At 70.3% G+C, this 21,185-nt stretch carries 13 protein-coding genes; 6 read left to right on the forward strand and 7 right to left on the reverse strand.

Going from position 1 to position 21,185, the window contains the following annotated elements:
* Positions 1-216: 216 nt before the first annotated feature.
* The 3 genes from ACFYST_RS34165 to ACFYST_RS34175 are packed head-to-tail and all read right to left on the reverse strand — an operon-like array spanning position 217 to position 3,463.
* Complete coding sequence (locus ACFYST_RS34165; RefSeq protein WP_387645944.1) at positions 217-1,299, reverse strand: threonine aldolase family protein; 1,083 nt, start codon at positions 1,297-1,299, stop codon at positions 217-219.
* On the reverse strand, positions 1,296-2,066 hold the full coding sequence (locus ACFYST_RS34170; protein ID WP_387868134.1) for an SDR family NAD(P)-dependent oxidoreductase: 771 nt from the start codon (positions 2,064-2,066) through the stop codon (positions 1,296-1,298). The genes ACFYST_RS34165 and ACFYST_RS34170 overlap by 4 nt, the downstream gene beginning before the upstream one ends.
* On the reverse strand, positions 2,063-3,463 hold the full coding sequence (locus tag ACFYST_RS34175) for a DUF6421 family protein (RefSeq protein ID WP_387645035.1): 1,401 nt from the start codon (positions 3,461-3,463) through the stop codon (positions 2,063-2,065). Before ACFYST_RS34175 ends, ACFYST_RS34170 begins: the two co-directional genes overlap by 4 nt.
* 359 nt (positions 3,464-3,822) lie before the next feature.
* Between ACFYST_RS34175 and ACFYST_RS34180 the strand changes: the two genes are divergently transcribed.
* Entirely contained in the window at positions 3,823-4,371 is a 549-nt protein-coding gene (locus ACFYST_RS34180; protein ID WP_387868137.1) for a DUF5134 domain-containing protein, read from the forward strand.
* 174 nt (positions 4,372-4,545) lie between these two features.
* The gene (locus ACFYST_RS34185) at positions 4,546-5,493 is read left to right on the forward strand and encodes a M56 family metallopeptidase (RefSeq protein WP_387645040.1); all 948 of its coding nucleotides are present in this window, start codon (positions 4,546-4,548) and stop codon (positions 5,491-5,493) included.
* A gap of 57 nt (positions 5,494-5,550) precedes the next feature.
* Here the strand turns inward: ACFYST_RS34185 and ACFYST_RS34190 are convergent, their stop codons facing one another.
* Positions 5,551-5,964, reverse strand: coding sequence for a MarR family winged helix-turn-helix transcriptional regulator (locus tag ACFYST_RS34190; protein WP_387645043.1), 414 nt, complete (start codon positions 5,962-5,964; stop codon positions 5,551-5,553).
* Positions 5,965-6,052: 88 nt separating this feature from the next.
* On the opposite strand from ACFYST_RS34190, the gene ACFYST_RS34195 reads away from it, so the two are divergent.
* Positions 6,053-7,522: an MFS transporter gene (locus tag ACFYST_RS34195; RefSeq protein WP_387868138.1), complete on the forward strand. Its 1,470-nt coding sequence runs from the start codon at positions 6,053-6,055 to the stop codon at positions 7,520-7,522.
* 247 nt (positions 7,523-7,769) lie between these two features.
* Here ACFYST_RS34195 and ACFYST_RS34200 read toward each other — a convergent pair whose 3' ends face one another.
* Positions 7,770-8,636, reverse strand: a complete 867-nt coding sequence (locus tag ACFYST_RS34200; protein ID WP_387645049.1) for a helix-turn-helix domain-containing protein — start codon at positions 8,634-8,636, stop codon at positions 7,770-7,772.
* 418 nt (positions 8,637-9,054) lie between these two features.
* On the opposite strand from ACFYST_RS34200, the gene ACFYST_RS34205 reads away from it, so the two are divergent.
* A complete protein-coding gene (locus ACFYST_RS34205; RefSeq protein ID WP_387645051.1) occupies positions 9,055-9,579 on the forward strand; it encodes an ATP-binding protein in 525 nt (174 codons plus the stop codon).
* A gap of 202 nt (positions 9,580-9,781) precedes the next feature.
* Here the strand turns inward: ACFYST_RS34205 and ACFYST_RS34210 are convergent, their stop codons facing one another.
* Entirely contained in the window at positions 9,782-10,018 is a 237-nt protein-coding gene (locus tag ACFYST_RS34210) for a DUF397 domain-containing protein (RefSeq protein WP_387645053.1), read from the reverse strand.
* Positions 10,019-10,367: 349 nt separating this feature from the next.
* On the opposite strand from ACFYST_RS34210, the gene ACFYST_RS34215 reads away from it, so the two are divergent.
* On the forward strand, positions 10,368-11,264 hold the full coding sequence (locus ACFYST_RS34215; RefSeq protein WP_387645056.1) for a hypothetical protein: 897 nt from the start codon (positions 10,368-10,370) through the stop codon (positions 11,262-11,264).
* A gap of 126 nt (positions 11,265-11,390) precedes the next feature.
* Here the strand turns inward: ACFYST_RS34215 and ACFYST_RS34220 are convergent, their stop codons facing one another.
* Positions 11,391-13,397 carry a hypothetical protein gene (locus ACFYST_RS34220; protein WP_387868139.1) on the reverse strand — a complete coding sequence of 669 codons (2,007 nt, stop codon included), beginning with the start codon at positions 13,395-13,397 and terminating at the stop codon, positions 11,391-11,393.
* A 546-nt stretch (positions 13,398-13,943) separates the two neighbouring features.
* On the opposite strand from ACFYST_RS34220, the gene ACFYST_RS34225 reads away from it, so the two are divergent.
* Positions 13,944-21,185 carry a polymorphic toxin-type HINT domain-containing protein gene (locus ACFYST_RS34225; RefSeq protein WP_387868212.1) on the forward strand — a complete coding sequence of 2,414 codons (7,242 nt, stop codon included), beginning with the start codon at positions 13,944-13,946 and terminating at the stop codon, positions 21,183-21,185.

The raw sequence follows: 21,185 nt of genomic DNA on the forward strand, positions 1-21,185 counted from the left end.
TCAGGGATTGGCCGCCCCGGGACCGTCCACACAGATTGCGTGTCCGGTGCTCCCTGCCGAGCGACCAGTGAACACTACGCCGGATCCGCCCCAGGCGCAAACACCTGCCCGCCTCCTCCGGCGCCACCGTCGCCGGCCCACCGCGGAGACGCCGACGGCCGGCCCGGAAGTTGCCTTCCGAACCGGCCGTCGCGCAGAACAGGCAGAGCAGAGCCGTCAGCCCTGACGCCCCATCTCCTCCGCGATCGCGGCGGCGAAGGCGTCGATGTCGGCCTCGGTGGTGTCGAAGGCGGCCATCCAGCGGACCTCGCCGGTGTGCTCGTCCCAGAAGTAGAAGCGGTAGTGCTTCTGGAGGCGCTCGCTGACCTCGCGCGGGAGCAGCGCGAAGACGGCGTTGGCCTGGACGGGGCGGACGACGGTGACGCCGGGGATCTCGCGGACGGCGGCTTCCAGGCGGAGCGCCATCGCGTTGGCGTGGCCGGCGTTGCGGAGCCAGAGGTCGCCGGTGAGGAGGGCCTCGAACTGGACCGAGACGAAGCGCATCTTCGACGCGAGCTGCATCGACATCTTGCGCAGGTACTTGAGGTCGCGGACCTTCTCGGGGTTGAGGACGACCACGACCTCGCCGAGCAGCAGGCCGTTCTTGGTGCCGCCGAAGGAGAGCACGTCGACGCCGGCGTCGGTGGTGAACTCGCGGAACGGGACGCCGAGGGAGGCGGCGGCGTTGGCGAGCCGGGAGCCGTCCATGTGGACGAGCATGCCGCGTTCGTGGGCGTGCTCGCAGATCGCGCGGACCTCGTCGACCGTGTAGAGGGTGCCGAGTTCGGTGGACTGGGTGATGGAGACGGCGAGCGGCTGGGCGCGGTGCTCGTCGCCCCAGCCCCAGGCCTGCTGGTCGATCAGCTCGGGGGTGAGCTTGCCGTCGGGGGTGGGGACGGTGTGGATCTTGATGCCGGCGATCTTCTCCGGCGCGCCGCACTCGTCGACGTTGATGTGCGCGCTGGCGGCGGCAATCACCGCGCCCCAGCGCGGCAGCAGGGCCTGGAGCGCGACCACGTTGGCGCCGGTGCCGTTGAAGACGGGGAACGCCTCGGCCCGGTCGCCGAAGTGGCGGCGGAAGACGGTCTGCAGGTGCTCGGTGTACTGGTCCTCGCCGTAGGCGACCTGGTGGCCGTCGTTGGCCAGGGCTATCGCGGCGAGGATCTCGGGGTGGACGCCGGCGTAGTTGTCGCTGGCGAAGCCGCGCACGGCGGGGTCGTGGTGCCGCACCGCGTCGGTCGGGCCGAAGGGGGTGGTCATCGGGCTGTCAGCCACAGGTGCTGTCCGTTCAGTTCTGCTGCGGGGCGGTCCCAGAGGCTCGCCATGTTTGCGGCCAGGTCGGCGGTGTCGGTGAAGCCGGCGAACTTGGCGTCCGGCTTCTCGGCACGCATCTCAGGGCTGACCAAGGCCTTGATGACCAGGATGGCAGCTGCGGCGGTGGGGGTTCCGTCCTCGGCGGTGGTCTCCTTCACGAAGGAGTGCGCCATGGCGAGGGTCCAGGCCTCGGTGGCGGCCTTGGCGGCGGCGTACGCGGCGCCTCCGCCGGTGGGCTTGTGCGCGGCCGCGGCCGAGACCATGGCGTAGCGGCCGGCGGGGCTGCGCAGCAGGGCGGGCTGGAACGCCAGCGAGGTGTGCTGGAGGGTGCGCACGACGGTGTCGTGCAGGAAGTCCCAGTCGTCTATCCGGGTCTCGAAGAAGCTCTTGCTGCCGCGCCAGCCGCCGACCAGGTGGATCAGGCCGTCGACGTGGCCGTGCTCGGCTTCGAGGTGGTCGGCCCAGTCGTGGACCCCCTGCGGGTCGAGCAGGTCGATGACCTGCCCGGTGACCTTCGCTCCGGGGACGGCGGTGCGGATGCCGTCGATGGCCTTGTCGAGGCGCTGCTGGTCGATGTCGGCGCCGATCACGGTGGCACCGTCGGCGGCGAGCCGGCGCAGCGTGGCCTGGCCGGCGGGGCCGCTGGCTCCGGCGACGGCGATGACCTTGCCGGCCAGCGGGCGGCCGTTGTCGGTGCTGGGTGCGGTGGTCACGCGGCGATCTCCTCGACGTCGGCGCTGGTGATGCCCTTGGTGTCGGCGATGACCCGGCTGAGCTTCTTGGCCAGGGCCTCGAAGAACATGCTGAGCGGGAACTCGTCGGGGTGGACGGCGTCGCACAGCGCCTTGCGCAGTGCCTTGTCGTCGCCGATGTCGAGCGGGAGCGCCTCGGGGCCCTTGGCCCAGGTGGAGGCGGGGTGCGGGGTGAGGTACTTGGAGACCAGCTGGTAGGCCGCGATCCAGTGGGCGGTCTTGGGGCGGTCGATGCCCTCGCGGTAGAGGGTCTCGATCTCGGCGCAGAGCTGGTTGGTGACGTCGGCGACGCGCGACCAGTCGATGGTGAGGCGGTTGTCGCGCCAGCGCAGCGCGTCGTGCTTGTGCAGGTAGGCGAAGAGCAGCTGGCCGCCCATGCCGTCGTAGTTGCGGACGCGGTCGCCGGTGACCGGGAAGCGGAACATCCGGTCGAACAGGACGGCGTACTGAACGTCGCGGCCCTGGGTGTAGCCCTCGGCCTCCAGCTTGACCGACTCCTTGAAGGTGTTCAGGTCGCAGCGGAGCTCTTCGAGGCCGTACATCCAGAACGGGCTGCGCTGCTTGATCATGAACGGGTCGAAGGGCAGGTCGCCGTGGCTGTGGGTGCGGTCGTGGACCAGGTCCCACAGGACGAAGGTCTGCTGGGTGCGGTCCTGGTCCTGCAGCAGGCTCTCGGCGTCGGCCGGGATCTCGAGGCCGAGCTGGCGGACGGCGCTAGTGGAGACGGTGCGGAAGCGGGCGGCCTCGCGGTCGCAGAAGATGCCGCCCCAGGTGAAGCGCGACGGCGCCTCGCGGACGGCCACCGTCTCGGGGAACAGCACCGCGGAGTTGGTGTCGTAGCCGGCGGTGAAGTCGTCGAAGGTGATGCCGAGGTAGCCGGGGTTGTCGAAGCGGGTGCGCTCCAGCTCGGCGATCCACTCGGGCCAGACGACCTTCAGCAGGACGGCTTCCAGGTTCCGGTCCGGGTTGCCGTTCTGGGTGTACATCGGGAAGACCACCAGGTGACCGATCCCGTCGACACGGTGCTCCTCGGGGCGGAACGCCAGCAGCGAGTCCAGGAAGTCGGGCTCCCGGTAGCCGGTGTCGGCCCACTTGCCGAGGTCGGCCCGGACGGCGGCGAGGTACTCGGCGTCGTGCGGGAAGTACGGCGCGAGCTCGGCGACGGCGGCCTGCACGGTCTCGACCAGCGGGTCGACGGTGGGGCGCGGCACGGCGGCGAGGTCGATCGAGCCGTCCTTGGACTGCAGGGGCCGGAGGGCCTCGACAGCGTCCTTGAGGCGCAGCCAGGCCGGGTGCGCGGCGAGGTCGGCGGTGGGGGCGTCACCCGCAGCCGCGAGAGTCGGCGAAAGATTCTGCATCTCAGGCTCACTTCGACAGGAGTTATTTCGACAAGACCACGTTAAACGCGAAAGGTCTTCCGGCTCAAGAGCAAGTTGACGGCGGACACTCCGGTTCGTAGCGCGATCGGCTCCGCTCCCTGACGTGATGGATGAAACGGACAGATCCGGCGTCGCTTCCGGTACGCCCGACCCTGCCCCTCCCCCGAACGGACCGCCACCGGGGACCACCAGTCCGTCACCGCCGCCCGCGCCGGGGGCCGCTCGCACGCCCGGCACGGGCCCGGCCGAGCCTCGGTGCGCCCCCGTTCACGCCCTGCTGCGCCCGGTCGGGGTCGGTGATCGTGGGGTGGGCGCACATCCGGCCGGAGGGGGACGCGATGCACGGTCCGGCGCTGGTGAACTGGCTGCTGGCCGCGTTGGCCACGGGAAGCGGCGGCTACTGCGGGTGGCGGGTGCGGCAAGGACGGCAGGACGCGTCCTGCGGGGACGACCGGCCGGCCCGCCGGGAGTCGGACCTGCTGGAGGCCGCGATGGGTTTGGGCATGGCCGGGATGGCGCTGCTGCCGGGCGTGGCCTGGGGCTGGCCGTACGCACTGCTGGCCGCGGCACTGCTGGTGGGCGCGCTGGCCGGACGCGGGGCGGGGCGGCGGGCGCACCGGCTGCACCACGGGATCGGCGCGCTGGCGATGGCGTACATGGCGCTGGCGATGACGGCCGGCGCACCGGGCGGGCACGCCGGCCACCACGGGGAGCCGGCCGGGCTGCCGATGGTGACGGGGCTGCTGCTGGTGTACTTCGGCGGGTACGCGCTGTGGGAGGGCAGCCGGGTGATCGCGGCGGACGGTGCGACGGTGGCGGCGCCGCTGCCGCGGGCCTGCCGGGCCGCGATGGGGATCGGGATGTTCGCGATGCTGCTGACCATGTGAACCACCGCCGTTTTTGGCTCCGCCCCGAGTGGCTGACGGGGCGTCCGAAACCCTGTGGCGGCGTGGTGTTGGTCACTGGAGGCACCCGGCCGTTCCCCGTGGGCGTGAGGCGGCATAGGTTGGGGGGCAGGCGCACCGCCGCGCCTCGAAATCCCGCCTCGGGGAGCCCCTGCCATGACGGCACTGCTGAGCCTGCTCCTGCTCGGACTGCTGCTCGCCACCGTGGCGCCGAGCCGCCTGGCCCGGGCCCGCTGGCCCGAGCGAGAACCGGTGCTGGCCCTGCTGGTGTGGCAGATGCTGGTGGTCGCGGTGCTGTTGTGCTGCGGGTTGAGCCTGCTGCTGGCGAGTGCGGCCGCTCTTCCGGCCTGGCGGGACGTGGTCTTCTCGGGCGCCCCGGACGGGGTGGTGGAGGCGTACGGCCTGGCGGGCCGCGAGGGTTGGGGCCGGCTGTCGGCGGCGGTGCTGGCGGCGGGCGGGGTGTGGACGGCGCTGTCGCTGGCCCGGGAGATCCGTTCGGCGCGCGCGGAGCGCGGCCACCGTCACACCCAACTGGCGCGGCGGGCGCCGGAGTTGCCGGCCTCGCTGCTGCCGCGCCGGCGGGCGGCCAAGGAGCCGCTGGTGGTGCTGGAGAACGTCCGGCCGCAGGCCTGGTCGCTGCCCGGACCGCGGGCCCGGCTGGTGGTGACCACGGGGGCGTTGCAGCAGCTGTCGGACCGGGAACTGGCGGCAGTGCTGAGCCACGAGCGGGGCCATGTCCGGGCCCGGCACCACTGGTTGGCGCAGTGCGCGCAGGCGCTGGCGACGGGCTTTCCGGGGGTGGGGGTGTTCTCCGAGTTCCGCGACCAGGTGGCGGTGCTGGCGGAACTGGCGGCGGACGACCGGGCCGCCCGCCGGCACGGGCGGGTGACCACCGCGCTGGCGCTGGCGGAGCTGAACAGTGAGGTGTTCGCGTCCTGCCCGCCGCGGCAGCTGGCGCAGTCCCCCGCCCGGGTGGACCGGCTGCTGCTGGGCGAGCCCCGGCTCCCGCGCCGGGCCCGGCTGGGCTGGACGCTGGCGGCGCTGGCCGCTCCCGTGGCGGCGGCGCTGATCGCGGCCGCACCGGGGCTGTCGACGCTGCTCTGAGCGTCCGTCGCCCCGCTGGCCTTACTGGCCCTACTGGCCTTACTGGCCTTACTGGCCTTACTGGCCGAGCGTCTCGGCGAGGATCCGGCGGTGCACGGGGCGGGCCTTGCGGTAGCGCTCGCGGCCCTCGTCGGTGAGCGTGATGAAGATGCCACGGCGGTCGTCCGCGCACATCGAGCGCTGCACCAGGCCGGACTTCTCCATCCGGGCGACCAGCCGGGAGAACGCGCTCTGGCTGAGGTGCACGCTGCCGGACAGCACCTGGGCGCGCGAGCCCGTCAGGTGCTCCTCCTGCTCGAACTCCCAGAGGCGCTCCAGCAGTTCGAACTCGCTGACGCCGATTCCGAAGGCCTCGCCGAGCTCACGGTCTATCGCGCAGGACGTGGCCGCATGGCTGGCCAGCACGGCGCGCCACTTCTCGGCCAGCGCAGTCTCCGCCGCAGGGTCACGATCCGGATCTAGGTCGGTCACGCCGCCACGTTAGCACATGCGTACGCATGTGTTGCAGCTGCATTAAATGCATTTGCATCCCATGCACATGCATGTAGCGTACGGTGCCATGACCGACACGCGATGGACCCCACGCCTCTGGGGCGCCCTGGTGGTGCTCTGCGCCGCCATGTTCCTGGACGCCCTCGACGTCTCGATGGTGGGCGTCGCCCTGCCCTCGATCGGCACCGACCTGCACCTCTCCGACTCCGCCCTGCAGTGGGTGGTGAGCGGCTACGTCCTGGGCTACGGCGGTCTGTTGCTGCTCGGCGGCCGCGCGGCCGACCTGCTCGGCCGCCGCCGGGTGTTCCTGATAGCCCTGGCCGTGTTCGCCGGCGCCTCGCTGCTCGGCGGCCTGGTCGACAGCGGCCCGCTGCTGATCGGCGCCCGCTTCCTGAAGGGCGTCAGCGCCGCGTTCACCGCCCCGGCCGGCCTCTCAATCATCACCACCACGTTCGCCGAGGGCCCGGCCCGCAACCGCGCGCTGTCCATCTACACCACCTGCTCCGCCGCCGGCTTCTCGCTCGGTCTGGTGATCAGCGGGCTGCTGACGTCGGCCGGCTGGCGGCTGACGTTCCTGATGCCCGTCCCGATCGCGCTGATCGCCCTGCTCGCCGGTATCAAGCTGCTGCCCCGGCAGCACGGCGAGCAGCGCAGCTCCGGCGGCTACGACATAGCGGGTGCGATCACCGGCACCGCCGCCGTGCTGCTGCTGGTCTTCACGGTCACCGAGGCGCAGGGCGCGGGCTGGTTGTCGCTGCGCACGATCGGCTCGCTGCTGCTGGTGGCGGCGCTGGCCGCGGCCTTCCTGCTGATCGAGTCGCGCACCGCGCACCCGCTGGTGCGGCTGGGCATATTCCGCAGCGTGGGCGTCCGCCGGGCGAATCTGACGGCGCTGACGCTGATGGGCTCCTACGCGGGCTTCCAGTTCGTGGCCACGCTGTACCTGCAGCGGCTGCTCGACTGGTCGGCGCTGGAGACGGCGCTCGGCCTGCTGCCCGGCGGCGCGATCGTCGCCCTCTCGGCCGGCTCGGTCAGCCGCCTGCTGGACAGGTTCGGCCCGGAGCGGGTGCTCCCGGTCGGCGTCGCCTCGATGGCCCTCGGCTACGCGCTCTTCCTGCGGCTGGACGAGCACAGCTCGTTCCTCGGCCTGGTGCTGCCGAGCATGCTGCTGATCGGCGCGGGCTTCGCGCTCGGCTTCCCGTCCATCAATGTGGCCGCCACCAACGGCGTGGCGGACGACGAACAGGGCCTCGCCTCGGGCCTGGTGAACACCGCGCTCCAGGTGGGCGGCGCGATCGTGCTGGCCGTCACCACCGCGGTGCTCACCGCGGGCACCGGCAGCGGCACCGACGCGCACGCCCAACTCGCCGGGTACCGGCCCGCCCTGCTGCTGGTGACGGGCACCACCACGCTCGGCCTGCTGATCGCACTCACGGGCGCCGTACGCCGCAACGGCCGCAAGACCGCCGCCGTGCCGGCCTCCGTGCCGGACTACCGGTACCGGTCGCTGGAGCAGGAGGTGTTGTCGGAGCGCTGAGCGTCATCCACCGAGATGTCGGAGCCGGCTCCACCAAACCCCCGTATTGGTGGAGCCGGAGCGCCGCCGGTTCCGAGGCCCACCGGGCAAGCCGGACGGCGGCGCAGTCACCATGGCAGCTTGCCGGGCGCCGGTCAATCCGCTCGACCGCGCCGATACCGAACTGCGGCCCGGACTCCCGCGCGAGGCCCGAACACTGACGTTTCGTCAGCCACCCGAGCCCGCCGGGCACCGCGAACCCCTGCCGTCACTGGCTCTTGAGGATGCCCTGGAGCAGGTCGAGGGTCTGCTGCGGGGTCAGACTGTCCACGCAGAGCCGCTCCATGACCTGCACGTACTCGTCCACGTCGTCGCGCTTGTCCAGGTACAGCGCGCTGGTGAGCTGCTCCAGGTAGACCACGTCCGGCAGGTCCTGCTCGGGGAAGCGCAGCACCGAGAAGGCGCCGCTCTCACCGGCGTGCGCGCCGAACCGGAAGGGCATCACCTGGAGCACCACGCTGGGGAGTTCGGCCAGCTCCACCAGGTGCTCCAGCTGGGCGCGCATCACCTCGGGGCCGCCGACCGGGCGGCGCAGTGCGGCCTCGTCGATGACGGCCCACAGCTTGGGCCCGCGGCCCTCGGTGAGCAGCTTCTGCCGCCGGGCGCGCAGCGCGACCCGGCGTTCGATCTCGTCGTCGGCGAGCACGGGCCGGTTCTGCGCGAAGATCGCCCGGGCGTACTCGTCGCACTGGAGCAGGCCGGGAATGAACTGCACCTCGTAGGTGCGGATCAGCGCGGCGGCCTCCTCCAACCCCATGTAGGTCTGGAACCAGTTCGGCAGCACATCGTTGTAACTGTGCCACCAGCCGGACTTGTTGGCCTCGCGGACCAGGGCGAGCAGGGTCTCCCGCTCGGCGCCGCCGCCCAGGCCGTAGAGGCTGAGCAGGTCGGCGACGTCACGCTCCTTGAAGGAGACCCGGCCGAGTTCCATCCGGCTGATCTTGGACTCCGAGGCGCGGATCGCGTAGCCGGCGTCCTCCCGGCTGATCGCGCAGCCCTCACGGAGCCGACGGAGCTGGGAGCCGAGGAGGATGCGGCGCACCATCGAGCCCCCACCGGGCTGCACTGTGGTCATCTGACCAAACCTCCATTGGGAAAGACCAGTTGCACAGTCTGCCATCACTTGGACGCACTGAGTGCCGGTAGTGGTGCGCAGGGCTACCGCTTCTGACACGCAGACACCATCTTGCACGTGCATCCGGTGCATGCATATGCCAATCGCACGACTGCACGTGAATCGACTCTTGCATCTGCCGTAAGCACAGAGGAGCATGGTGCACGTGCACTTGCACGCCCTTGGCAACCCCGCGGGCTCCGCGTCGACAGCTAGCGCGATTCCGCACACCCGTCCCGGCAACGCCCGTGCGTCGCTGGGTACTTGCGTGTGCGCGCAGTGGTCGGACGCGGCGGCAGAGCGGCCGAGCGAGTCGGAGGTGACCGGCATGACCCCGATGGGTCCCGCCGTGTCCGCCCCCTTATGGGAGGAGCTCTTCATGAGCACCGGTACCGCCCTGGCAACCGACCCGCATGTGGTCAGCTGCACGCTCGCTCCCCGGTTCGAAGCCGTACGCACCGCGCGGGAGTTCGCCCGGATCACCCTCGACACCTGGGGCCTCGGCGAGCTCTTCGACGATGTGGCCCTGGTGGCTTCCGAGTTGGTGACCAACGCGCTCCGGCACGCACTCGGCCAGCGCGAGCCGTCCCGCGTCCCGGCCCAGACCACTCCGCAACTGGCCGTCGGCTCACTGCCGATCCGGATCAGCCTGGTGCACCGGGCCCCGCAGGTGGTGTGCGCGGTGAGCGACCCGTCCAGCTCCGGCCCGATCGCCCGCGAGGCCGACTTCGTGGCGGAGTCCGGCCGCGGCCTGCACCTGGTCGACTCCTTCTCCCACTCCTGGGGCTGGCACCCGCTGGCGGGCGCGGGCAAGGTCGTGTGGGCGCTGTTCGACGCCCCCGCGCCGGCGCTCGCCGCCGAACCCCCGTTGCCGAACCTCGGCCGTCACCGCCGCTCCGCCTGACGCCCCGCACCCCTTCTTCTCCGGCCGAACCGGCCGCCACCGCCGCTCCGCCTGACGCCCCGCGCCTCTCCTTCTCCGGCCGAACCGGCCGCCACCTTCCCGACTTGGGCCGTCCGGCCCGTCCGGTCCAAAAAAACATTGAAGGCCGTCGCGGGATCTCCCACGACGGCCCGTCTGTGCGGCCACCGACACACCGTCAGGGCTAGTTGCCCAGGTGGTCGAACTCCCCGTCCTTCACGCCGAGCAGCATCGCGTCGATCTCCGCCCGGGTGTAGACCAGCGCCGGCCCGTCGGGGAAGCGCGAGTTGCGCATCGCGACGTCGCCGTTCGGCAGCGCGGCGAACTCGACGCAGTTGCCCTTCGAGTTGCTGTAGCCGCTCTTCTGCCAGACCACGCCCTCGAGGTCCGTCGCCGCCATGCCGTTGTACGCCTCACCCATTGTTTTCTCCCCAGACCCTGGCGAATGCCTCACTTGACGTGATGATAGCTCGGCTGCACGTGCATCAGCATGGGAAATTTCCCGTGCAGAAGAACGTGCCAATGCCGTCACCAACCCTTCACGACCGGGCAATTGACGGTGCGTAAGCGGACACAGCAGGGCGAATCGCCAACTTCGCCATGACCGTCCGCACACAGCCGTCAGCGCGTTGTCAATCACCCACCACCCTCCCCGCGCCTCACAGCCAGTCACAACTGCCGCTGTGATGACCGTCACTTCCTAGCGGAAAGCCGCCCACTCCCGGTATCCGGCTGCAAGGCACGCTGGGCAATGTCCTACGATTCGGCGCATGAGCACCGCAGCCATCCCGGGCGCGCCACTGCCCGTCCGTACGCCAGGCTCCCGTGCGCGGGGGCGCCACCGCCGTCCCGAGCGCCCCGAGATCATGGCCGGTTCGCCTGCCCTGGTGCTGGCGGTTCCGGCCGTCGCCGGGCCGGAGACCCGTCCGGTCGTCGAGGAGCTGCTGTCCGTCGTGCGCGGCGACCAGCCGGGCATCGAGGTGACGGCCGCTTACCTGGGCGGCGAGGACGCCCAGACGGTGGCCGATCTGCTGAACGCGGCCGCCGAGGCCGGCCAGCCGGCACCGGTGGTGGTGCCGCTGGTTCCGGGGCCGCACGAGTTCCTGCCGGAGCTGCACAAGTCGGCCGCCGAGACCGGCGCCCAGGTGCTGGACCCGCTGGGCCCGCACCCGCTGCTGGCCGAGGCCGTGCACGTGCGCCTGTCCGAGGCGGACCTGGCCCGCGCCGACCGCGCCCGCCTGTTCGCGATCGCCACCGCCGCCGACGGCGTGGTGCTGACCACCACCGGTGGCGAGGAGGCCGCGTCCGCGGCCGGCATCACCGGTGTGCTGCTGGCCGCCCGGCTCGCCGTGCCCGTGGTCGCGGCCGCGCTGGACGTGCCCGGTTCGGTCGCCGCGGCCGTCGAGCACCTGAAGTCGACCGGCTGCGGGCGCCCCGCGCTGGCCCCGCTGGTGATCGGCCCGGAGGCCGACCCGGAGCTGCTGGCCGCGGCCGCCGAGGAGACCGGCTGCCCGAGCGCCGCCCCGATCGGTGCCTACCCGACGGTGGCTCAGCTGATCGCCTCCAGCTACCTGGCGGCGCTCCCCGAGCCCACCGCGGAGCAGTTGGAGGCCGCCGAGGCCGCCGCCGAGCAGCGCACCACGCCGGGGGCGCACGCGGCGCGCTGACGCGCCGTCCGAGGACCGCGACGGGCGGGAGCAGCGCATCGACGCGTTCCCGCCCGTCGCGCTTTTGCCCTGCGCGCGGGCATCAAGCCTGCCGCAGGCAGTCGCGCTTTCCCGTGCCCACGGCCATCAGCCGGTGACGCGCCCCGTTCGCGGCGAGCCGTCGGTGAACTTCAGCACGGGCAGCTCCACCTGCCGCGGCGGCGTGGGCGCGGCGGCAGGGCTGGTGGCGGCGTTCCACGGGCCGGCGGCAAGTCCGGGGCCGGCTTTGCCGAGCGCGAGCGTCTCCGACTGTCCGGCCTTGCGGAACAGGATCTGCTTGGGCGCGGGCGCGTCCGGGTCGAGCCACAGTTCGGGGCCGTCGCCGAACTCGCAGTCCAGTACCGCGATGTCGTCGGGCTTCCCGTCCCCGGTGGCCCGGAACGCCACCCCGGCCTTGCGGTAGCCGGTCAGCCGGCTGCGGGTCAGGGTGACGAGTTCGCCGTCGAGTTGGTGTTTGAGGGTGGCCACCGCGTAGTCGGACTTCCCGGCGGCGTCGATCAGCAGCCCGTCGAACACCGTGCCCTTGTCGCGCCCGAGCGCGTGGACGGCGATCCCGCCGGCGGCGTTGCCGTACAGCACCGAGGCGCGGTAGGCGAAGTCGTTCAGGTAGGCGCCGTGCTCGATGCCCCAGCCGCCGTTGTGGTACGCGGCGAACCGGCTGACGGTGTGCGGGTGTTCGGAGTTCTGCCAGACGAAGATGCCGTTCTCCAGGTTGTTGTGCGCCAGGCAGTTCTCGAACGTCCACACCCCCTCGCTGGTCTCCGGCCACTCGTACCCGGACGCCCCGGTGGCGCCCTGCACGCCGACGGCCACGCAGTCCTTCGCCGAGGAGCCGGTGCCCGCGCCGAGACTGAAACCGGTCAGCCGGTAGCCGCGCGGATTCGGTTCGAACACCGTCCTGGAGGCGACGCACCCCTCGTACGCGATGTCGTCGGATGGGCCCTGCGGGGTGCGGGTGTCGATCGGGCCGTCCCACCAGTACGCGTCCTCCCAGGTGTTGTGGGAGATGCAGCCGCGGAACGTGATGCCGTGACTGTTGTGCGGCACGAACGCGTGGCTTCCGGCGTCGCGCACCACCACGCCCTCGACCACCGTGCCGCGCGAGGTGTCCAGCAGCATGTGGAAGTGCAACCCGTACCGCCCGAGCACCGGCTCACTCACGGGCTGCCCGTTCCAGCTCTCCTTCCCCACCGCCCGCGGCCCGACCCGCCGCAGCACCGCATGCCGCACGTCGGCCGGGCGGCTGGACGTCAGGTGGACGTGCGCCCGCCCCTGCTCGGTGCCCTCCACCCGCACGTTGCGCGTCAGGTTGAGCACCTCCGCCCCGAACACCGCCCCACCACCGAGACTCACCCGCGGGTGCGCGTGCTGCAACGGCGCGGCCAGCGTGACGTTCGGGCCGTCCACCCGCTGGACCGTCACCAGGTCGTACGCATCGGAGAAGCCCTCGGCATCGGGCGGCGCGGTCGGCGTGACGGCGAGCTCGTCACCCACCTGCCAACCCTCCGGCGCCACCGCCAACTTCAGTACGGTGTCCCCCGCCTTCAGCTCGGTCGCGGCCCGCACCCACGCCGTCCGGGGCGCACCGTCCAGCCGCAGGTAGCCGCGGCCGGTGACCCACAGGCCGGTGTCGGTGTCGACGACGGTCATGCCGCCGCCCTGGAACCGCCGTTCGTCGATGTCGGGAAACCGCAAGGTATGGGTGTGCGCCGCATCGGGCGCGAGCGCCAGCACCCCGCGGACCTCGACGTTGCCCACACTCTCCAACGTCACCGACCGGTCCCCGGCGAACACCAGCGACCCACCCGTGTCGATCAGCAGCGACCCGACCTTGGCATCACCGTCCAGCACCACCTTGTCGGTGATCCGCACGGCACTCCCCACCCCGGGCACCTTCCCGCCCCACCCCTCGGCATCCGACCACCGCCGCCCGCCCTCGCCCACCGCCCCCGCCGCCGGCTCCGCCCCGGCCAGCGACTGCCGCAGCACCACTCCCCCACCGACCGCCGCCACCGTCCCGACCGCCAGCCAGGCCAACACCCGCCGCCGGCCCAACAACGGCCGCCGCTGCCGCCCGTTCTCCCACTGCTCCACGATGGCCGCCTCCCGAAACGTGCAGGGACTCCGAATCGTCGGGGGCAGCGTATGCCGGTGGGGCGCGGTCCATCCACATCTTCGGTGCGCAGTAAGCACTCTGACGTAGCGTCAGGCACTGATGTGCGAGCAGGGCGAACACGCATTTCGTCACGCTTCCGGAATTTTCCCTGACTGAACGTCAAACACCGTTTGCCTGCGATGACTCCGCATAACTCCCCGATCATTTCCGCAGTGCGGAACACGGCCTCAAGCGGTAGCGCGGCCCATTGTCCACTGTTGTCCTGATTGGTCGCTGATGACTGGTCACGGGATGGTTAAAGTCCGCGACCGGCAGTAGTGGTGGGTCGGTGAAGGTCCCTAACTTTAGCGATTGCAATTGCATGGGATTCGGCCTGTTCCCTTCCGGGGTTTGGGCGGGTCTTGGTGCAACGAAATCCGCATATTGGGGAGATACCGGTGGGGACTTGGCGTGTGCGCTCCCCACTCTGGCGCTGGCTGCGAGGCCAGACGCGCGGAGTGGGGTTGTTGACGCTTTTGGCAGTTGTGACCTCGATGCTGGTGGCGCCGCCCGCGGCGTTCGCCGCGAAGCCGCCGAAGGTCTGGGTGCCGCCGAACACGAAGTTGCAGGAGACGAAGTCGGTCTCCGGTCATGACGAGGTACTGAAGACCGTTCCGGTCGACGGCGGCCAGGGGGGCGGCAAGGCGGCGCCGCGGCGCGCGCCGAAGTCCGGCTCGGCCACGGTGGCGATCGGCGATGTGTCGCAGGAACAGCTCGCGGCACGGAAGTTGAACGGCGGCGCGGCTCCTTCCGCCGGGGGTGACGCCCGGATCAAGGCCGGCGATCTGCCGGTGTTCCTGACCGACCGCGCTCAGGGCAAGGCTTCCTCGGCGGACGTCCCGTCCGTGAAGGTCGATGTCCTGGACGAGGGCAAGTCCAAGGCCACCGGCCGCACCGGGCCGGTGATCGCGCTGACCGGCGCGAACGGATCCGCCGAACCAGGTCACCCGTTGAGTGTCTCGCTCGACCTCAAGGACCTGATCGGTGACGGCGCGTGGTCCGACCGGGCCCGGCTGGTGCGGCTGCCCGAGTGCGCGCTGACCACGCCGGACAAGCCGGAGTGCGCCAAGAGCACGCTGGTGGCGTCCACGCTGGACGCGCGCACCGGCACGCTGACCGCCGATCTCGAACTCCCGGCGGCCGACGGCAAGTCGGGCGCCGTGAAGGCGAACGCCGCCGGTTCCGGCGCCGTGGTGCAGGCGGGGTTCACGGAGCAGGCCGCCGCGTCCTCGGGCACCATGGTGCTCGCCGCGGAGGCCTCGCCGTCGGGTTCGATGGGCTCGTACGCGGCCACCGCGATCTCGCCGTCCGCGGCGTGGAGCGCCGGCACCAACGCGGGCAACTTCACGTACTCGTACACGATCGCCGCGCCGACGGCGATCGGCGGGGCGGCGCCCAGTGTGGTGCTGAGCTACGACTCCTCCGCGGTGGACGGTCGGACGGCGGCGAACAACTCGCAGCCGTCGTGGATCGGTGACGGCTGGGACTACACGCCGGGCTCGATCAGCCGCTCGTACAAGCCGTGTGCGAAGTCCGGCATCGACATGTCGGGCGACGAGTGCTGGGCCGGTCAGGCCCTGCAGCTGAACCTGGCCGGGCACTCCGGCATGGTGGTGCGCAACGACGGCAACGGCGAGTTGCGCCTGCAGGGCGACGACGGTACCCAGATCACCCCGCTGACCGGCCTGAACAACGGCGCCTGGAACGGTGAGGGTTTCAAGGTCACCACCACCGATGGCACCCAGTACTACTTCGGTGCCAACCACCTGCCCGGTGGTGACGGGACCGACCCGGCCGCCAACTCGGTCAACTCGGTGCCGGTGTACCACCCGCACGCGGGCGACCCCTGCTACAACTCCTCGACCGGGCTTGCCTCCTGGTGCCAGATGGGGTGGCAGTGGAACCTCGACTTCGTCGTCGACCTCCACGGCAACCTGATCAAGTACAAGTACGCCAAGGAGAGCAACTACTACAGCCGCGGCGGTGGCCAGAACAACGGCACCGGCACGCTGACCGCCTACGACCGCAACTCGTACATCACCGACATCCACTACGGTGTCCGGCTGTCCGACCAGATCGCGGTCAAGGGCGCGGGCAACCCGGCCGAGAAGGTCGTCTTCACGGTCACGGAGCGGTGCTGGCCGGGTGCCACCACCTGCACGCCGGCGGAGATGACGGCGGCCAACCAGGCGTCCTGGCCGGACACTCCGCTCGACCAGCTGTGCGCCGCCACGGGTCCGTGCACCAACTACGGGCCGTCGTTCTGGACGTCGAAGATGCTGTCGCAGATCGACACCAAGGTCTACGTGGGCGGCAACCCGCGGACCGTCGACACCTGGACGCTGACCCAGAGTCAGTGGGATCCGGGTGACGGCACCGCGAAGCTGGTGTGGCTGAGCTCGATCAAGCGCACCGGGAAGAACGGCCAGGGCGACATGCCCGTCCCGGCCGTCAGCTTCAACGCGTCGCCGTTCCCGAACCGGGTCGACGGCCTGTCCCCGCCGGTCCCGCAGTTCAACCGTCCCCGGATGAAGGACATCCGCACCGAGACCGGCGGCCGGATCACGGTCACCTACAAGGACGCGGAGTGCAATCGTTCGGCCGGCCGGATGCCGAAGTCGCCGCAGGAAAACACCCTGGCGTGCATGCCGGTGAAGTGGATCCCGCCGAACTCGCCGTCCACCGCCAAGCCTTACGACGACTGGTTCCACAAATACCTGGTCTCCTCGGTCACCGAGGAGTCGATGGTCACGGCGTCGAGCCCGTCGAAGCTCACCGAGTACAGCTACGGCGGCGGCGCCGCGTGGCACCGCAACGACTCGGAGTTCGCCGACGACGACACCCGTACCTGGGACAACTTCCGCGGCTACCAGAACGTCACCACCACCACCGGCAGCGGCTCCGACGGGCCGAAGACCAAGAACGTCACGACGTTCCTGCGCGGTATGGGCGGACAGGTCGCGGACTCCTGGGGCGGCACCATCACCGACGCGGACGAGCTGGCCGGATTCGTCCGGGAGACCCAGAACTACGACTCCGCGGCGGCGAACGCCAAGGTCATGGGCGGCGAGCTGACCACCCCGTGGGTCTCCGACGTGACGTCCACCCACACCCAGCCGAACGGTCTGCCGCCGGTCTACGCCCGGTTCGTCAACACCGCGCAGGTGAAGGCCCGTTCGCTGCTGTCGGACGGCTCCTGGCGGGTCACCGAACGCAGCGTCACCTACGACACCGACAAGACTCACGCCGGGCGGGTGCTGACCACCGACGTCCTCGGTGACACCTCGCTCGCCGGCCTGCCCCAGCGGCAGTGCACGGCTGTCAGCTACGCCACCGGCAGCGGCAACAACGCCCTGATGGTGGAGACCCCGTACCGGGTGCTCACCCTGGCCGGCGCGTGTGGGCAGACGCCCACCCAGGCCAACACCATCGCCGACACGCAGACGATTTACGACGGCCAGCCGCTCGGCACCATCGGCGCCGAGGCCAACCAGACCGAGAGCCGGGTCCTGGAGTCCTACGGTGCGGGCAACACGCCCAACTACCGGGTGACCGCCAAGGCCCAGTACGACGCCTACGGCCGCCAGATTGCCACCACCGACCCGAACCGTACCGACGCCACCCACCCGGGCGGCGCCACCACGACGACGGTCTACACCCCGGCCACCGGCGCGATCCCGACCACCGTCGAGATCATCAACCCGCTCGGCTGGAAGTCCAGCACCACCATGGACCCCGGCCGCGGCCTGCCCACCAAGGCGGTCGACGAGAACGGCCGGACCACCACCGAGGCCTACGACGCCCTCGGCCGCCTCACCGGTGTGTGGCTGCCCGGACGCGACCCGGCGGCCGCCGGCGACCTCAAGAACGCCAACCGCGTCTTCTCGTACGCGCTCAACGGCATCAACGGTCCGTCCACCGTCACCAGCAAGAGCCTGCGCAAGGACGGCATCAACTACGCCAACAGCATCCAGATCTACGACGGCCTGGGCCGTATCCGGCAGGCCCAGTCCGTGCCGGTCGCCAACACCACCGGCCGTCTGATCTCCGAGTCCGTCTTCGACTCGCACGGCTGGCAGGTCCAGGCCACCCCGGCCTACTACAACAAGGACTCCGGTCCGACCACGGCCGTCTACATACCCGTCGGCGACTCGGAGATCGCCGCCCAGACCTGGACCGAGTACGACGGCCTGGGCCGGCCCACCGTCAGCAAGTTCGTCTCCTACGGCCAGGAACAGTGGCGGACCACCACCGCCTACCTCGGCGCCGACCGCGTCGACAGCACCCCGCCCACCGGCGGCTTCGCGTCCACGACGATCACCGACGCCACCGGCGCGACCGTCGAGACCCGGCAGTACAAGTCCAACACCCCCACCGGCGCCTACGACGCGACGACCTACGGGTACGACATCGCGGGCAGGCCGACCTGGCGTCAGGACTCGGCCAGCCCGCCGCACCGGTGGACCTACAGCTACGGCCTGCTCGGTCAGCCGACTAGCAGCAGCGACCCCGACGCCGGCACCTCGACCACCGTGTACGACGTGTCCGGGAACGTCGCCACCACGACCGACGCGCGCGGCAAGTCGACCAGCTTCAGCTACGACCTGCTCGGCCGCACGACCGGGCAGTACGACGGCACGTCGAACACCGACGCGTCGAAGCTGACCACCGCCTGGGGTTACGACTCCAAGGTGCTGGGCAAGCCGGACAGCTCCACCCGCTACGTCGACAACCCGGCCGGCGGCGCCAAGCTGGCATACCAGCGGTCGGTCACCGGCTACGACCTCGGCTACCGGCCGACCGGCACCTCGGTCACCATCCCGTCCGTTCCGGGCGAGACCGAACTGGCCGGCACCTACACGTGGTCGATGACCTACGACACCGCCCTGAACCTGCTCAAGTCGGTGCAGATGCCGGCGATCGGCGGTCTGGCGGCCGAGACGGTCGGCAACTCCTACGACAACGACGGCAACTTCACCACCTCCAGCGGCCTGGACTACTACGTCCAGGACATGCAGTACGACAACTTCGGCCGCCCGGTCCGTACCACGGTCGGCAAGTCGGGGATGCAGGTCGTCTCCACCCAGGGCATCGACCCCGCCACCGGCCGGATCGTCCAGTCCACCCTGGACAAGCAGACCTCGACGACCACCCACGTCGACCTGAGCGACTACACCTTCAACAAGGCCGGGGCGATGACCTCGGTGAAGACCGTGCAGGACGGCGTCAACACCGACCTGCAGTGCTTCACCTACGACTACCTGGGCCGCCTCAGCGCCGCCTGGACCGACAAGGGAACCACCACCACCGCCGCCGCCCCTTCGGTGCCCGGCATCGGCGGCTGCACCAACTCCACCGAGCCCACGGCGCTCACCGCCGGCAGCAGGATCGGCGGCCCGGCCCCGTACTGGCAGTCCTACGGCTACGACCTGACCGGCAACCGGACCAAGCTGGTCCAGCACGACACCGCCGGCACGGTCGCCAAGGACAAGACGGTCGACCAGACCTTCGCCACAGGCCCGAACACCCCCTCCACCGACCCGGCCACGGGCGGCGGCACCGGCGGTCCGCACGCGCTGCTGACCTCCAAGACCACCGTCAACGGCGCCAGCACCGTCGCCACGTCCACCTACGACGCGGTCGGCAACACCACCTCCATCACCGACACCGGCGGCACCAAGACCCTGACCTGGGACAACCAGGGCAAGCTCGCCAAGGTCCACGACACCGGCACCAACGGTGACACCAGCTACGTCTACGACGCGAACGGCAACCAGTTCATCCGCCGCAGCCCCGGCAAGGTCACCGTCAACCTGGGTTCGGACGAGCTCACCCTCGACACCGCCACCCACGCCCTGTCCAACACCCGCTACTACTCCGCCCCCGGCGGACTGACCGTCACCCGCACCACCGCCACCGGCGGCGGCAAGCTCTACTACCAAGCCGCCGACCCGCACGGCACCGGCGCCGTCCAGTTCGAGGCCACCACCCTCAACTCCGTCCGACGCCCCACCGACCCGTTCGGCAACGCCCGCGGCACCCAGCCTGGCAACGGCGCCTGGGCCGGCGACAAGGGCTTCGTCGGCGGCACCATCGAGGGCACCGGCTTCACCAACCTCGGCGCCCGCCAGTACGACCCCAGAACAGGACGCTTCCTCTCCGTCGACCCGGTGTTCAACGCCGGCGACCCCCAGTCCTGGAACGGCTACGCGTACGCCAACAACGACCCCGTCAACGGCTCCGACCCCAACGGCACCTGCCGCGTCACGCGGGACGGCTACTGCCAGGGCGGTACCACGCCCCCCGTCGACCAAGGCTCCGATGACGGCGAGCAGGGCTCCAGCGGCACCAACTCCGCCGACAACAGCAAGTCCGAAGCTACCAACCAGGCCCTCCAGAAGAAGAACGAGGCCGACGAGGCCCTCGCCAAGGCGAAGCGTGAACGCGAAGAACTGATCAGCAAGATCGTCGACGTCGTCGGCGACCTGATCGGCTTCAACGACGCCCGCGACTGCTTCACCAAGGGCGACGTCATGGGCTGCATCAACACCGCCCTCAACTTCGTCCCCTGGGCCAAGGCCCTCAAGGCCGTCAAGATCGGCATCAAGGCGTTCAAGCTCTGGCGCGAAGGCGAAAAGGCCTACACCGCCATGCGCAGTGCCCAGCGCATCGCCAAGGAAGCCGAAGAGGCTCTCAACATCGCCCGCAAGACGGAGAAGGAGGCAGCCGAAGCCGAGAAGGCAGCAACCAAGGCGGACGCCGGCCCGAAACCCGAAGGCAAGGCTGACGCGCCAAGTAGCAAGCCTGCAGCGGAGGAACCCGCAGGAAGCTCCGGAGGATCCGGCCCCGGCTGCAAGAACAGCTTCCCTGCCGGCACCCTGGTCCAACTCGCTGATGGCACAACCAAGGCGATCAACAAGCTTGAGATCGGCGACGAGGTCCTCGCCACCGACCCACAGACTGGCGTAACTCGTCCCGAGCCGGTCACTGCGACCATCGTCAATCCCGACGACGCCGACTTCACGACGCTGACGCTTCAATGGGCACACGACGAGAACTATCAGGTCATCACGTCCACGGCACACCACCCGTACTGGGACGAAACCGCCCAGCGATGGACCGACGCGACCGATCTCCCGGTTGGCCACCGGGTACACATTGCAGACGGAACATCGGCCGTGGTCACGGCCACCTCGTCCTACCACACTGAGCCCCGAACCGCTTACAACCTCACTGTCGATACCCTCCACACGTACTATGTGCTGGCAGGGACCGCGCCGGTTCTCGTACACAACTGTCCCATTTATAGCGAATTGGAGAATGGGCGAGCCGGAGTTGCATATGCCGAGGTATCCCCTCAAACCTTGGCGGACGCCAAAGCCAAAAAGATAGGTAGCGCCCCGGGCCGGGGCAATAGGGAAGGGCAAACCCCGGCAGGGTTTGGCGGCGAGGCCGCCGGCCACTCTCGCGGGCATTTGATCGGCAGGCAATTTGGTGGCGATGGAAAGGACTTGAGGAATATCGTCACGCAATCGGACGTGCAGAATAACGGAGCTATCGCCACTGCCGAAAATGCAATCGCCGCACACGTCAGCAGCACCGGAAACACAATCATCATGAGCGTGACGCCAATATATGGCAATGGTGGAGTAATCCCCAGCCACGTCATGCTTGAAGCCGTGGATGATTTCGGCTGGTCATTCAAGCAAACGATACCCAACATCTAG

This window comes from Kitasatospora sp. NPDC004614 (genome assembly GCF_042873675.1).
GTDB lineage: Bacteria > Actinomycetota > Actinomycetes > Streptomycetales > Streptomycetaceae > Kitasatospora.

Coding starts and splice junctions, on each gene's coding strand:
- ACFYST_RS34165 (WP_387645944.1), bottom strand. CDS start 1,299: ATGACCACCCCCTTCGGCCCGACCGACGCGGTGCGGCACCACGACCCC.
- ACFYST_RS34175 (WP_387645035.1), bottom strand. CDS start 3,463: ATGCAGAATCTTTCGCCGACTCTCGCGGCTGCGGGTGACGCCCCCACC.
- ACFYST_RS34180 (WP_387868137.1), top strand. CDS start 3,823: ATGCACGGTCCGGCGCTGGTGAACTGGCTGCTGGCCGCGTTGGCCACG.
- ACFYST_RS34185 (WP_387645040.1), top strand. CDS start 4,546: ATGACGGCACTGCTGAGCCTGCTCCTGCTCGGACTGCTGCTCGCCACC.
- ACFYST_RS34195 (WP_387868138.1), top strand. CDS start 6,053: ATGACCGACACGCGATGGACCCCACGCCTCTGGGGCGCCCTGGTGGTG.
- ACFYST_RS34200 (WP_387645049.1), bottom strand. CDS start 8,636: ATGACCACAGTGCAGCCCGGTGGGGGCTCGATGGTGCGCCGCATCCTC.
- ACFYST_RS34205 (WP_387645051.1), top strand. CDS start 9,055: ATGAGCACCGGTACCGCCCTGGCAACCGACCCGCATGTGGTCAGCTGC.
- ACFYST_RS34210 (WP_387645053.1), bottom strand. CDS start 10,018: ATGGGTGAGGCGTACAACGGCATGGCGGCGACGGACCTCGAGGGCGTG.
- ACFYST_RS34215 (WP_387645056.1), top strand. CDS start 10,368: ATGAGCACCGCAGCCATCCCGGGCGCGCCACTGCCCGTCCGTACGCCA.